This is a genomic window from Reichenbachiella sp., from assembly GCF_965233835.1.
In the GTDB taxonomy this organism is placed as follows: Bacteria; Bacteroidota; Bacteroidia; order Cytophagales; family Cyclobacteriaceae; genus Reichenbachiella.
Window position 1 is genome coordinate 480,667 of record NZ_OZ247585.1, and the last position, 12,994, is coordinate 493,660.

Annotated in this window: 14 protein-coding genes; 4 read left to right on the forward strand and 10 right to left on the reverse strand. The window is 39.3% G+C overall.

Annotation, left to right across the window (positions count from 1 at the left end):
- Positions 1 to 14: 14 nt before the first annotated feature.
- The gene (locus ACO6S2_RS02010) at positions 15 to 1,103 is read left to right on the forward strand and encodes an NAD-dependent epimerase/dehydratase family protein (protein WP_422360844.1); all 1,089 of its coding nucleotides are present in this window, start codon (positions 15 to 17) and stop codon (positions 1,101 to 1,103) included.
- A 2-nt stretch (positions 1,104 to 1,105) separates the two neighbouring features.
- On the opposite strand, the gene ACO6S2_RS02015 is transcribed toward ACO6S2_RS02010, so the two are convergent.
- From ACO6S2_RS02015 to ACO6S2_RS02030, 4 genes are read right to left on the reverse strand one after another with little or no spacing between them, the layout of a single operon-like run.
- Positions 1,106 to 2,185 (reverse strand): alanine racemase, encoded by a 1,080-nt coding sequence (locus ACO6S2_RS02015; RefSeq protein ID WP_422360845.1) that lies wholly within the window; start codon positions 2,183 to 2,185, stop codon positions 1,106 to 1,108.
- Positions 2,186 to 2,197: 12 nt separating this feature from the next.
- Entirely contained in the window at positions 2,198 to 2,650 is a 453-nt protein-coding gene (locus tag ACO6S2_RS02020; RefSeq protein WP_422360846.1) for a DinB family protein, read from the reverse strand.
- A gap of 5 nt (positions 2,651 to 2,655) precedes the next feature.
- Positions 2,656 to 3,339 carry a GTP cyclohydrolase I FolE gene (folE, locus tag ACO6S2_RS02025; RefSeq protein WP_422360847.1) on the reverse strand — a complete coding sequence of 228 codons (684 nt, stop codon included), beginning with the start codon at positions 3,337 to 3,339 and terminating at the stop codon, positions 2,656 to 2,658.
- Complete coding sequence (locus ACO6S2_RS02030; RefSeq protein WP_422360848.1) at positions 3,299 to 3,709, reverse strand: 6-pyruvoyl trahydropterin synthase family protein; 411 nt, start codon at positions 3,707 to 3,709, stop codon at positions 3,299 to 3,301. The genes folE and ACO6S2_RS02030 overlap by 41 nt, the downstream gene beginning before the upstream one ends.
- A 174-nt stretch (positions 3,710 to 3,883) precedes the next feature.
- Here ACO6S2_RS02030 and ACO6S2_RS02035 point away from each other — a divergent pair, with 174 nt between their 5' ends.
- Entirely contained in the window at positions 3,884 to 4,540 is a 657-nt protein-coding gene (locus ACO6S2_RS02035) for a phosphoadenylyl-sulfate reductase (RefSeq protein WP_318169841.1), read from the forward strand.
- A gap of 23 nt (positions 4,541 to 4,563) precedes the next feature.
- A complete protein-coding gene (locus ACO6S2_RS02040) occupies positions 4,564 to 5,487 on the forward strand; it encodes an NAD-dependent epimerase/dehydratase family protein (RefSeq protein ID WP_422360849.1) in 924 nt (307 codons plus the stop codon).
- A 73-nt stretch (positions 5,488 to 5,560) separates the two neighbouring features.
- Here the strand turns inward: ACO6S2_RS02040 and ACO6S2_RS02045 are convergent, their stop codons facing one another.
- The 4 genes from ACO6S2_RS02045 to ACO6S2_RS02060 form a co-directional block, all read right to left on the reverse strand.
- Positions 5,561 to 7,558, reverse strand: coding sequence for a T9SS type A sorting domain-containing protein (locus ACO6S2_RS02045; RefSeq protein WP_422360850.1), 1,998 nt, complete (start codon positions 7,556 to 7,558; stop codon positions 5,561 to 5,563).
- Between the two features lie 180 nt (positions 7,559 to 7,738).
- Positions 7,739 to 8,134: a DoxX family protein gene (locus tag ACO6S2_RS02050; RefSeq protein ID WP_422360851.1), complete on the reverse strand. Its 396-nt coding sequence runs from the start codon at positions 8,132 to 8,134 to the stop codon at positions 7,739 to 7,741.
- A gap of 30 nt (positions 8,135 to 8,164) precedes the next feature.
- Positions 8,165 to 9,304 (reverse strand): FAD-dependent monooxygenase, encoded by a 1,140-nt coding sequence (locus ACO6S2_RS02055; protein ID WP_422360852.1) that lies wholly within the window; start codon positions 9,302 to 9,304, stop codon positions 8,165 to 8,167.
- Between the two features lie 7 nt (positions 9,305 to 9,311).
- Positions 9,312 to 9,794 carry a GAF domain-containing protein gene (locus tag ACO6S2_RS02060; RefSeq protein ID WP_422360853.1) on the reverse strand — a complete coding sequence of 161 codons (483 nt, stop codon included), beginning with the start codon at positions 9,792 to 9,794 and terminating at the stop codon, positions 9,312 to 9,314.
- A 74-nt stretch (positions 9,795 to 9,868) separates the two neighbouring features.
- Between ACO6S2_RS02060 and ACO6S2_RS02065 the strand changes: the two genes are divergently transcribed.
- Positions 9,869 to 10,975, forward strand: a complete 1,107-nt coding sequence (locus tag ACO6S2_RS02065; RefSeq protein ID WP_422360854.1) for an NAD(P)/FAD-dependent oxidoreductase — start codon at positions 9,869 to 9,871, stop codon at positions 10,973 to 10,975.
- On the opposite strand, the gene ACO6S2_RS02070 is transcribed toward ACO6S2_RS02065, so the two are convergent.
- Entirely contained in the window at positions 10,953 to 12,077 is a 1,125-nt protein-coding gene (locus ACO6S2_RS02070; protein ID WP_422360855.1) for a hypothetical protein, read from the reverse strand. The two genes, ACO6S2_RS02065 and ACO6S2_RS02070, sit on opposite strands and share 23 nt — an antisense overlap.
- Entirely contained in the window at positions 12,074 to 12,940 is an 867-nt protein-coding gene (locus tag ACO6S2_RS02075) for a histidine kinase dimerization/phospho-acceptor domain-containing protein (protein WP_422360856.1), read from the reverse strand. The genes ACO6S2_RS02070 and ACO6S2_RS02075 overlap by 4 nt, the downstream gene beginning before the upstream one ends.
- Between the last annotated feature and the right edge of the window lie 54 nt (positions 12,941 to 12,994).

Sequence of the window (12,994 nt, forward strand, 5' to 3'; positions counted from 1 at the left end):
AATTTTTGACTTCAATGCTACAACAGGTCGAAGAAGAAGAAATTAACCCCCATATTCTCTGTCGAGAACTACCCGTTTTGGTCACTGGCGGAGCTGGATTTATGGCGTCTTGGCTGGTAAAATACCTGTTAGAAGATGGATACAAGGTTCGTATCACTATTCGTGATTTGAACAATGAAGACAAATACAAGCACCTCCAAAAAATAGCAGAAAACTCAAGGGGAACACTTGATATTTTTGAAGCCGACTTACTCAAACCAGATGGTTTCAAAGCCGCTATGTATGGTTGCAACATAGTGTTTCATACCGCCTCTCCATATCTTCTGAGTGGCATCAAAGATCCGCAAAAACAACTCATTGACCCTTCATTTGAAGGCACAAGAAATGTACTTGAGATGGTCAACAAAATCTCTTCCGTAAGAAAAGTGATATTCACGAGTGCGGTATCGGCCATATATGGCGACATTTCTGATATTGCTACTACCAAAGAGCACACGTTTACAGAAGAATATTGGAATAAATCCAGCAACCTCAAACACCAACCACTTGCCTTCTCAAAAACTGTAGCAGAGCGGGAGGCTTGGCGAATTCATGACGAGCAAAGTCGATGGAAAATGGTTGCTTTGAATCCGGGGATCATTCTAGGCCCATCACTAACCAACAACAGCAAATCAGGGAGTTTCGATTTTATAAGGAAAATAGCCAACGGAACCTATAAAACAGGTGTCCCCAATGTTCAGTATGGTTTTGTTGATGTGAGAGATGTGGCTCAGGCTCATATCTTTGCCTCGCAAGATCAATATGCAGAAGGCCGATTCATGTTGATTAGTGAGACCAAGTCTATGCTCGACATAGCCAACACGTTGCATGCGAAGTTTGGTGAGACCTTTCCTTTTCCAAGGAAATTGTTTCCTACCAAAATGCTCTATTTCTTTGGCTTTACTAAAGGCTTTTCCAGAAAATTCGTAGTCGAAAATGTCGACAAAGAACTAAAATTTGACAACAAAAAAAGCCGCCACGAAATCGGTGTCTACTATAAGCCTGTAGACGAGGCTGCCTGTGAAACACTTCAGTTTTTATTGGATAATAATATGCTGGATTGATGTTATTGATGCATCGTCCCTATCTTCTCTCCTCTTAGCGTCAAATACTCTTTCATCAGATTAGCGGTCAGACAAGAATGAATAGGTATGATGCCAAGTACATCACCTACCTCTATTTTTTCTATTTGATCTTTTGGCAAAGAGATTTTTCCATGTTCCTGCGAAAGGCCAATTACGCGGTATCCTTTGAGAGGAGCTGACCAGCCTTTTTCTTCCAATGCGACTATTTTTCCAAAGTAAGTGCCTTGTTCATCATCCAGTTTGTCTTTGCTCAAATGCACCGCACCAGCATGCACGACCACTTCTGATCGTTCGGGATAAACAGCTACAACAGGCGCAGCCAGACATACGGCAATATCTTCGAATTGACAAGAACCTATATGCGCTTGCATCGCATCATAGAATATGAAATTGCCTGGACGGATTTCATTTACATTTTCAAATTTTTCTATCAGACTGCAGGAAGGCGTGTCGCCTATTGAAATCTTCAGATTCTTGTCCAACTCTTCTCTCAGGCTATTTAGAGCTGCTAGTCCAGAGCTATAGATAGATTGTATTTCTTCTTTCTTCGTTTTGGAATATGTGTGACCGAAGTGGGCCAATAATCCTTTGAACTGATGAGGTTCGGCAATGGCTTCCCCGAGCTGTTTGATCTCTTCTGTGTTTTCATGCCAAACACCAACACGGTGGTAACCCGTATCTATTTTGATGTATACATCAATTGGACTCTCAATTTCAGCATTGATAGATTCAACAGCAGTATGTGAGTCGACCACCAATCCTAGCTGCACTACTTTTGCCAGATGTTTCAACACATCTATTTGCAAAATATTCACTGGAAAAGCTATAGTGATGTCATCCCAACCATGACTTGCAAAATATACAGCCATGTCGATTGAAGATACCGTAATTCTTTTTACACCCTGCTCACGATACCATTCTCCGATCTCTTTGGAAAAATGGGTTTTGAAATGTGGACGAAAATTGACACCAGAAGCCTTGGCTTTTTGAGCCATTGCTTTAATGTTCTTAATGGCCTTTTTTTTGTCAAGGAGAAGCGTAGGTTTGGTGACTTTGTACATAGCTTATTGGCGTTAAGACGCCAATAGACGTCTATGGTAATTAATCTGGCCGAGGTGGTACATCAGGTGACCAGTTAAATGAATTAGAAAATAAGAAAAAGTCATCGGTTTGCCAAACACTTCTATTGGATATGTGCTTTCCAAGTCTTGGTCTGATAATCGATCAAGTGCTGAAGTTATAGCGCTTTTCGTCCGTTCAATTTCAGCGAGCAAATCAGCTGCTGAAACATCTTTCTTGCCAAACTCTTGTTCGCGCTCTCGAACATAGCCATCCTCACCAATTACAGCTCCAACAAAATGCTGAAGGTTCCCGCAAATATGCAAAGTTAGATTTCCAGCAGTATTCTTAATGTCTGCTTCTAGCTTCCAAATGTCTTTCTCATTGGTATAAGAACGGATCTCTTTTTCAAGGCTAGTCAGGTCTCTGGAAAAAATGGATTTGATAGAATCAATGTTGGTTTTCATTTGGATTAAGCCGGTGTATTGATGTAGTTAAGAAATTCTTTTTTGGTGTCCTCATTGGTGAATTTCCCACTGAAATGAGCGGTTCCTGTTTTACTATTGGTATCTCCCACCCCACGAGACGAAACACACATGTGGTTGGCATCTATTACTACCCCCACATCTTCTGTTTTCAATACCTTCTTTAGCTCATTGGCGATTTGTACCGTCATACGCTCTTGCACTTGAGGGCGTTTGGCGTAGTACTGCACAATTCTGTTGATCTTGGATAAGCCAATGACTTTGCCACTTGAGATATATGCTACGTGAGCTTTTCCATAAATTGGAACAAAATGATGCTCACAATGGGAGTAGAAAGTAATGTCCTTCTCTACCAACATCTGATCATATCCAAATTTATTTTCAAACAGTCGAGCATGTGGTTTGTTTTTCGGATTCAGCCCGCTAAATACTTCTTGCACATACATTTTGGCCACTCGTTTTGGTGTTCCGTTGAGGCTGTCGTCTGTCAGGTCCAGACCTAACACTTGCATGATTTCTTTGAAGTGTTTGGCGATCAATTCAATCTTCAAGTCATCATCCATCTCAAAAGCATCTGCTCTGAGCGGTGTATCAAATGAAGTCGCTACATGATCCAAATCATCGATCACATCATCCGATGGGGTATTCGACATAGTTTCTTTCTGTTTCATATAGCTTTATTTTCAAATCGTATTTTTCATCAATTTCGCTGCGCAGCAGATTATAGATTACTACAACTATATTTTCCGCTGTTGGGTTCAGGTTTTTGAATTCAGCCACATCCAAATTCAAGTTTTTATGATCAAAACGATCCAAAACTCTTTCTTTAATCAAATCGCTCAACACCTTCAAATCGTAAACATAACCGGTATCGGGGTCGATTTCTCCAAACAGGCCAACTTCAAGATTATAATTATGTCCGTGATAGTTGGGGTTGTTGCACTTGCCAAAAACCGATTGGTTCTTGTCATCACTCCATTCGGGATTGTGCAGGCGATGTGCCGCATTGAAATGCTCTACTCTATAAACGGCTGCTCTCATAATGCAATGTTACGCCATTCTATCTAAATGGTTCTTTTGTAAATATTGAAACTTCCACCCACAAAAAATGAAAAGACTGTAACCTTATTCCGGACTCTGTGGTTTAGTATAGCCTTTTAAGTTCTAATTAGTGCATTTAATATATCTTCGCAACTTATTTAAATACCTGTCTCGATGGATTTTGATGAAATAAAAAGTCATATCATAAAGTATCAGGAGGAAGGTAAAAAATTATTTACCACCTCTTCTTTTCAAACCCACAGTATCGTACTGCTCCATTTGTTGAGCCGAATCGATAAATCTATTCCTGTATACTGTTTGAATACTGGCTTTTTATTTCCAGAGACGATGGCCTACAAAGACCAGTTGGCAGAGGAGTTTGGACTCAACATGATCGAGATCAAACCGGACGTGCCAAAGAGTTTGCAGAAGGACAGTGAAGGCAAATTGCTTTTTGCGTCTGACCCGGATAGATGTTGCTACTACAACAAGGTGCAGCCTATGGATCGACTACTCTCGGATTACGACATTTGGATTAATGGTATTCGTAGAGATCAAAATGCCAACCGTGCCAAAATGAAAGTAGAAGAGAAGTCAAAGTTTGACTCAGTTCGCTTTCACCCTATGCTCGAATGGACCAACAAAATGATCTTTGATTATATCCGAGAATATAAGCTGCCTAAGCATCCATTAGAGTCTCAGGGTTATAGCAGTATTGGTTGTGAACCATGTACTCGAAAACCAAGTCTCGAAATGATGGAGCGTGAGGCCCGTTGGTATGGAATGAACAAAACTGAATGCGGCCTTCATACCGAACTAGTCAGTAAATAACCACCTATTTAGATTTAGAAGAAATGAAAGTATTAATTACCGGCGGAGCCGGATATATAGGCACACGATTAATCAAGAATCTTAGCAGCAATAAAGAAGTTGAGAAAATTGTCGTATATGACAATTTGATGCGGGGCAATTACAACTTATTTCTAGGAGATAAGTTTATCAACCCTTTTGCCATTGAGTTTGTAAAAGGTGATTTATTAGATTCCAGAAGCTTGAAAAAAGCCATGGAAGGTATCGATGTAGTCATTCATTTGGCCGCAAAGGTGACCTCACCATTTGCCAATGTGAATCTTCACTTCTATGAACAAATCAACAACTGGGGAACGGCAGAGTTGACATACGCCATCGAAGAAAGTGATGTTAAAAAAGTAGTTTACCTCAGTAGCATGGGCGTGTATGGTTTTGACGATGAGCCCATCAAAGACGACCATGCCCTGAACCCTTCTTCCTACTATGCGATCTCGAAGCAAAGAGGGGAAGAACACATTCAGCGGTTGAGTAAAGAGAGAAACCCGATTGTACTTCGGTGTGGGAATGTGTACGGCTACAGCCGCAGCATGCGTTTCGATGCTGTGATCAATAAGTTTGTATTTGAATGTAACTTCAACGGCAGACTTCAGATCAACGGCAATGGCAACCAGCAACGTGCTTTTGTTCATGTCAATTCCATTGCCAATATTTTGGAAGATGTAATCAAAAAAGAGGTGCCTGCCGGAGAATACAATGTAGCTGAAAGGAACCTTTCGGTTTTGGACATTGTGGACGTACTCAAAGAGCTAAAGCCTGAATTGGAGTTTCTTTTTGTAAACCAAAACACCGAGCTCCAGCAGCAGATGGTAGACATGGACCAGAAGCTGATGCAGTACGTAGACTATGGCAAAGATCTACCTGACTTCAAATCTGAAATGATCGAGTTCTTAAATAGTTTTAGTTACTGATAGTCTGAAAACTTAAAAAAACAAGCCCTCTCAATACAATTATTAAGAGGGCTTTTTGTTGATTGCGGTTTGACTAGTTTTTAATAATTTTCACTCTAGATGTTTTTGAATCTTGCACAAGGTTCAAATAGTAGGTGCCAGCTTTCAGTCTTGAAACATCCATGGAAGAACCAGGAGCTTGTAAGTGTATTTCTAGCTGCCCTTTTTGATTATAGATCTTCAGATCATCTATCTGTTTCTTAAAATTGATCTGACCCAAGGACGGATTCGGATAAACTTCAATCAAATTACTTAAGTCCTCTACACTGAGTGGCTGACAACTCTGATCTATAATAACTTTTTGTGTTTGAGTGGAAGTGTTGCCATTTCCATCATCATAAGTCCAGCTCACCTCATGAGTGCCAACGGTTTCGATTGGGAATTCAGCATCTGTAGTGGCAAGAAGATGACCACCACATCCAATGGCAGTTGGTGGTTCCAGACTTTCTACAGAACAAAGCTCTGCTTGATCTTCAAGTACTAAATAGTTTGCAACTGGTGCACTGCTTGATGAGCAATCCAAGTGAAAGTAAAAATTAGATCGATAGGTATACTTCCACTCCCCATCTATCCAATTGTAGTAGTCACGAGATAACCTTTTGGCGTGATCATTGACCTCATAGGTGTATCTATACTCTCCTATCCAGGAGTTGGCACTAAAGTCCCAACCTTTATATCTCTCTTCATCAATAGTATACCCGCGATCATCATAAGTATAATTATACCCTCTAATACCTTCCCATGTATCATGTTCACTGTTCCATTGGAAATGACGATAATAAGAAACTCTGCCCTCTTCCGTATAGGTATGAACAGTTTTCAGACTTTTTACTTCTATATTCAATTCATCATTCCAATATGAGTGTTCAGATAAAGTTTTAAAACCATTATCATCATATTCATTTATTTCAAGGGTTGACAATATCCAAGAACCTTCCTCTGAGGTATCATCCCATTTATAATGATAATATTCTAAAACCTGATTATTGTCATTGTATTTGATCGTATTTTTAGTTTCATATTCCCGTGTATCGGGATCTGAATAATCATATCTTATTATAGTTGTATTAAACTGATCATTATATGTGTATTCGAATTTACTTTCTAAAATAAATGGATTGCTATAGTAGTGAGTTCTTGATTTGAGAGACGCATCCTCATTGTACTCATACTCATCTTTATATGCGCTAACCCAATCATCCTCTAATTCATCCCACTCATAAGTAATATGTAAAACCAATTGATCTGAGGCATTATAAGTGTACGAATTCTTTTTTGAATTAATCCAATTCCCGTCATCACTATTCCATACTAAGTCAACTCTTTCTATGACTTCATCTTCACTGTTATATGTAGATACCGATTTACTGTCACCAATCCATAATTTATTAGCTAAATCCCAATCATTGTAATGTTCATATAAAGTTCTATTTCCGTTTTCATCAAACTCGGAAACATCCTTATAATCTCCCTCCCAATCAGCGTGTTCTACATTCCAGTTGTAACGATCATATAAAGTTTTATTGCTATTTTCATCATAACTCTGAATGATTTTTAAACTACTAGCCCAAGATTCAGAACTTTCGTTCCAATCAGATCTCATGTAGAAAGTCTCAAAATTATCGTCATTAAATGTTCTTTCGAACTTAGAAGAGTTTTGCCAAGACTGTGATTCACTGTCATATAACTGATATAAATTCAACAATGTATTTCCTCTCTCATCACGAGTGTATGTGTTTTTGGAGTAAAATTCCCAAGATGCCGAACCCTCATTATAAACTTCCCAAATAAGACTATCAAAAATCAATCGATCGTTTTCGTTGGTAGCGCTTTGACCTATGTCGGCAATACGCTGTGTAGACAACTTATCTGGTAGTTCCTGCCTAACTGAAAGTGAATTATTCAGAATAGCCTCTGGGTCCGCCACGCGTTGATGTCCATGATCAGGCAAAGGTGCCGGGTAGTCCTGTAGGTTTTGCGCAAGAAGAAATGTGGAAGAAAGGAGGCAAATAGCCAATAATGTTATTCTCATAGGGTTGTTAATTAAACTTTTGAAAAATCAGCTAGTCCGGATCAAATAAGAACCTATTTATAGATTAAGAACAAAGCTAGAGTTCTTCAGAAAAACAAGCCGCAATTATAAATTACCCAACTTTTAATTTGTCTCCTATTAGAATAAAATTTTGTCAATCATAACAAACCATATAAAATCTTATTGTCTTATCGAATACTTTCCTCCTCCACTACAAAGCAAGAAGAAAGCAAAAGTGAGCAGGTGAATGGCCGGAGCTGTGTTGATATAGGCATCGCCGATGTGTACCATGATGATGGCAATGACAAAATTGGCCACCATGACTAAGGCTGACTCTCTAACCCACAGGCCTAATATCCAGCAAACCCCAGCTGCACATTGAAGATACACTGACGCAAAAGCTGACACCATTGGGAATAGAAAACCATTCGCCTCCAGAAAAGTTGCAAATTCTTGCATGCGTTCGAAACTTAGGATATTGTCTTGAGTGCCCCAGATTAGGCGTACGCCAAAAGCAATACGGAGAAAAAGAAGGGACAGGTTGGAGTATTTGGAAAAGGTCTTTTGTAGGTTCATGTCTTGAATTTAATTCAAAACAATCCTGTTTTATAATTCCCGTAGGGAATATAATTTGATCATCTGCCGATCAGTAATCGTGGTAGGTACAAGTCTCATTAAAAAATTGCGCAACCCACGGCCATATTTTATATGTGCCAACTTCCCAATACTTCTTGAACCTCTGACAATTTCGTTCACTTTGGGTCTTCTGTTTTTTTCAAATCGATCAAACGCCAAATTCAGGCTGGGCTGTTTTTCTAATACTTTGGCCAGATAATAAGCGTCTTCAACTCCCTGAGCTCCACCTTGTCCCATATTGGGCGTAGTCGCATGTCCGGCATCCCCTATCAAAAGCACACGGCCCTTGGACCATCTGGCTAAAGGTTTTAAATCCGAAATATCACTTCTAATAATTTTATCTTTTGGTGTAGCTTCAAGTATTGACTGAACAGGTTCTGAAAACGCCGCATACATTTCTCTCAGCTTTTTTTTAACTCTTTGACGATCCTCTTGCTCGCCAAATGGTGCTTGTGCAACAGCAAACCAATACACTTCATTTTCTGCTATTGCGGATATCCCAAATCGAACTTGGTTACCCCAAATTTCAACACAAGACGTTGATAACCCATTGGGTAGTTTCAATTGAGCCACTCCTCGCCAACAGGTTTGCCCAGAATATCGAAGTTTTGAATTAGGAAATAACTGATTTCTAACAACAGAATTAATTCCGTCTGCAGCTATCAAACCATCACAAAAAACATCAGACCCGTCCCGAAAGCTGACAGTTATTTTTTCATCATCTTGTGAAACAGACGAAACAGCCATTCCCAAATGAATCTTTTCGGCTGGTAGGTTTTCGAAAAGAGTTTGTTGAAGTTTTGCACGATGAATAGATACAATCGAATAACCCAAGGCATCAACTATTGCTTGCTGATTCGTTGTGCTAATAGTCTTGAAATTTTGATCTACTACTTCAACATGCTCAAGACACATGCCCTTTTTTTGTACTTCCTCAGCAATGCCCAACCATCCAAATACCTGCATGGCGTTGGAAGCCATCCATATGCCAGCACCAACCTCATTGAGTGCAGGGGCGGCTTCGTACACTTGATAGTCTATGCCTAGTTTCTCAAAGGCCAGCGCAGTCGTGAGGCCCGAAATGCCTCCTCCAACAATGGTGAACTTCATCTTTTGATTAGAGTTTATTTTCGATGATTTTTATCAATCGCTCCAAATGAGTTTGATCATCTCGATTGAAATCAGCCAATTGATCGCTGTCGATATCCAAAATTAACCGTACCTCATCGTTCTTGATTGCCGGTAATACAATCTCTGATTTAGAAGCGCTACTGCAGGCAATATGACCAGGAAACTGATCTACATCCTCTACCAACACCGTCCTTTTTTCTTCCCAAGCTGTACCGCAAACTCCTTTGCCTTTCTTAATTCTTGTACAGGCAATGGGGCCTTGGAAAGGCCCAAGAACTAACTCGCCTTCTTTTACCAAATAGAACCCTACCCAAAAAAAGTCAAGCCCTTCTTTGAGTGCGGCGGCTACATTCGCCAAATTGGCGATCAAATCAGATTCACCAGAAATAAGTGCTTCGATTTGAGGTATCAATGCCTCATATTTTTCTACTCGGCTTTCGGTATCAGGAAGGAAGAGGTTTTCGGACATATCTATTGGGCTTTGAAATGCAATTTTACGAGGAGTACTTCGATTTGTTGGTGAATTCTAAGGATATTTAACCTATGTACGATGTCATAATCGTTGGGGGAGGCATGGCCGGCCTTGTAAACGCCATATTACTTAGTCGGGCAGGCCTTCAAATTGCCTTATTTGAAAAGAACAGCTACCCCTTTCATCGGGTATGTGGAGAATACATTTCTAATGAAGTCAAACCTTTTTTAGTTAGAAACGGACTATATCCAACCGATCTGAATCCTATAAAAATTTCAAACTTCAAGCTTACATCTATCAATGGCAATTCAGCACAGCTACCCTTGACCATGGGTGGTTTTGGAATCAGTCGTTATTCATTCGACGAGTTTCTGTTGAGGCAGGCTGAGTCCTCTGGCGCTGAGGTTTTTCAGAATCATTCCGTATCTAACATCAACTTTAGTGAAGATGAATTTGAGGTGGTAGCTAATCATAGTAAGTATTGCTCCAAACTAGTGATCGGTGCTTTTGGTAAGCGCTCGAATCTAGACAAAGGACGAAACTTTATGAATCACAAGTCCCCATACCTCGGGGTGAAATATCATATTAAAACTGACCTGCTCGCCTCGGATGAAATTTCACTTCACAATTTTCAAGATGGCTATTGTGGTGTGAGTAAGGTGGAAAACGGTACTTTCAACCTCTGCTACCTTTCTCACAGAGGCAATTTAAAAAAGCACAAAAGCATTGATGTCATGGAGGCCAGGGTCCTTCAGGAAAACCCATTCCTCAAATCCATTTGGACAAATGCTCAATTCCTTTTTGACAAACCCGAGGTCATCAATGAGGTTTCATTCGAAAAAAAGGAGCCTGTTCACAATCATATTTTCATGTGTGGGGACACTGCTGGCATGATTACTCCACTGTGTGGCAATGGAATGGCCATGGCCATTCGATCTGCCAAGTTTTTGTCAGATCTTATCATTCAAGAGTGGAATAAGGGAGATTTCAATCGGGGAAAAATTGAGCAATCCTACTCATTTCTGTGGAACAAAAATTTTTCTTCGAGACTTTGGGTTGGGAGACAAGTTCAGAAACTGTTTGGGTCTGAATGGTCTTCAAATCTGGCTGTACGCCTAATTAGAAACCGACAACTTGGGAATACCATTGTTGGGTTCACTCATGGAAAAACATTTTGAGCTTTTGTGAAATAGGACCAGATGCCAAAACGAAAACAAGGGGCAAAACTGGAAGCACAAACCTTCCGTCCCAATTCTCACTTGTCAATCCAACAACTAACGTTTGAAGTCCAATAAAAAAGGACACAAACACTATTATACCTTTATCTTTTATTTGCCTGATTCCCAAAAATGAAAAATAATATATAGGATACAAATAGAGGACAATCACCATATTGTGAATCCAGGAGAAATAGGGTTTGATATTGGCAAGAAACAAGATGGATTTTAAACTAAATAGCTTCGCAAAATAAATTGGGTTGTAAAATGCAAACTGAATCAACTGCATCAGGGCTGGCAATCTCTGATCTGGTGTATATAAGGTTTCAGGAGGCAAAAAGAATAGCCTACGGTTCGGATAAATGATTTCTGCTTGAGCATAACTATTTATAAATGACCCAACATGTGGTTCAAGCAATTGATTGATTAACAACAGAAGAGCAATAGAAGTACCGAACAAGACACTTTTTCGAGAAACTTCGTTCAGGCCTTTTGGAAGTTTTGTAATCAAAAAACCAATCATTGCAATAAATAGTCCTATGCCATTTGGGCGAATAAAAACTGCAAAAAGAAAAACTATACTCGCCAAAAAGTAGTTTTTCTTGCTAGTGGAAAAATAAAATAGTACAAAAGAAATAATAGAAAAGCTGGTGAATAGGGAATCAGTGTAAATTATAAAATTCCACTGGTGAACCTTAACCCAAAGCACATACAATAGCGCAGCACATGAGCCTGCATGGTCACTCTTAAATAAAGATGATGCTAGCCTGAATATAGCCACCATTGCCAATAAAGAGGCTGCTAGTTGCAAAGTCACTATCCAAACAATATTCAACTCTACACCTTGCACCACAGCCAGTAGCATTGAGTAACTAACATACATTATACTCCGTCCGGACGGGAATTCTCCTCTTAGAATTGATTGAGCATCCAACAGATATAACTCAGAGTCAACTGAGTATAGAATTCCAAATTTTTTATAAGCAATGTACTGAATTGTGGCCCACAAGCATACTAGGCCAAACATCACATATCTTTGCCCACCCCAGTTCAATTGATTCATTGGTTTTTTTGCTCTTCCAACGACTCATTTATTTTGGCTACGACTTTATCCAGCTCCTCCGCACTCGACAACAATTCATGAACGAGCTTTTGATGTTTTTCCGCCTTCACATCTTTTGACACAATTTGAGCAAGGCCAAGAATTTTGGCCAAAGGCGCCCTTAATTCATGAGAGTTAATAAATGCATACTCAGTCAGTTTTTTATTATTAACTTGTACTTGTTCCAAAGCCTCCGTTAATTTCTTGTTGTTGGCTTTTAGTTCTTCACGATGGGTTTCTAGATCTTCATTTTTCTTTTCAAGGTGGTCAATCAGGTCTGATAACGCTCCGTTATATTGATTAGTAAATAATAGGATAACCAATGCAGCAATAGATAACACGGCCACACCTTCAACCCAATCACTGATAGACCCTAATCTCCTCATGTAAAATGATGGATCGTGAGTTTGATACAATTCAAAATAACCGATAAAGAAATACAAAGAAACTGACAGAAAAAAAGCAAACAGCGCAGTCCTTATTTCAAATACAAACAAAGTATAGAATGGGATAATCACGATCAGGATTTTATTCATAGAAAAGATACCCCAGACAAGTGTGTCGGAAACAATAAGGGTAATAAGAACCAATATTACAATAGTTGCCTTATCTCTTAATCTAATCTTATTTCTAAGAAGATATATTGCTAACAAAATTAGAATACCAACGAGGTCACTATAAAATATAACCTCTCTTTTACTGCTGTCAAACGGGTAGTATGCAACTAAAAAAGCGAATAGACCAACACTTATTCCCATCAACAAAGTTGAATCAATAATTCTATTTTTTATTTTATTGAGTGCCCGCCGTTTCGTTTTTTCCATCTTCCCTTTGAGATAAATATATCATCTGATTCCAAGACTAACTAGATTGTGTAT

What these genes read in the sequence shown, in the direction of transcription:
- ACO6S2_RS02010 (WP_422360844.1), top strand. Translation starts at nt 15, where the DNA reads ATGCTACAACAGGTCGAAGAAGAAGAAATTAACCCCCATATTCTCTGT.
- ACO6S2_RS02015 (WP_422360845.1), bottom strand. Translation starts at nt 2,185, where the DNA reads ATGTACAAAGTCACCAAACCTACGCTTCTCCTTGACAAAAAAAAGGCC.
- ACO6S2_RS02020 (WP_422360846.1), bottom strand. Translation starts at nt 2,650, where the DNA reads ATGAAAACCAACATTGATTCTATCAAATCCATTTTTTCCAGAGACCTG.
- folE (WP_422360847.1), bottom strand. Translation starts at nt 3,339, where the DNA reads ATGAAACAGAAAGAAACTATGTCGAATACCCCATCGGATGATGTGATC.
- ACO6S2_RS02030 (WP_422360848.1), bottom strand. Translation starts at nt 3,709, where the DNA reads ATGAGAGCAGCCGTTTATAGAGTAGAGCATTTCAATGCGGCACATCGC.
- ACO6S2_RS02035 (WP_318169841.1), top strand. Translation starts at nt 3,884, where the DNA reads ATGGATTTTGATGAAATAAAAAGTCATATCATAAAGTATCAGGAGGAA.
- ACO6S2_RS02040 (WP_422360849.1), top strand. Translation starts at nt 4,564, where the DNA reads ATGAAAGTATTAATTACCGGCGGAGCCGGATATATAGGCACACGATTA.
- ACO6S2_RS02045 (WP_422360850.1), bottom strand. Translation starts at nt 7,558, where the DNA reads ATGAGAATAACATTATTGGCTATTTGCCTCCTTTCTTCCACATTTCTT.
- ACO6S2_RS02050 (WP_422360851.1), bottom strand. Translation starts at nt 8,134, where the DNA reads ATGAACCTACAAAAGACCTTTTCCAAATACTCCAACCTGTCCCTTCTT.
- ACO6S2_RS02055 (WP_422360852.1), bottom strand. Translation starts at nt 9,304, where the DNA reads ATGAAGTTCACCATTGTTGGAGGAGGCATTTCGGGCCTCACGACTGCG.
- ACO6S2_RS02060 (WP_422360853.1), bottom strand. Translation starts at nt 9,794, where the DNA reads ATGTCCGAAAACCTCTTCCTTCCTGATACCGAAAGCCGAGTAGAAAAA.
- ACO6S2_RS02065 (WP_422360854.1), top strand. Translation starts at nt 9,869, where the DNA reads ATGTACGATGTCATAATCGTTGGGGGAGGCATGGCCGGCCTTGTAAAC.
- ACO6S2_RS02070 (WP_422360855.1), bottom strand. Translation starts at nt 12,077, where the DNA reads ATGAATCAATTGAACTGGGGTGGGCAAAGATATGTGATGTTTGGCCTA.
- ACO6S2_RS02075 (WP_422360856.1), bottom strand. Translation starts at nt 12,940, where the DNA reads ATGGAAAAAACGAAACGGCGGGCACTCAATAAAATAAAAAATAGAATT.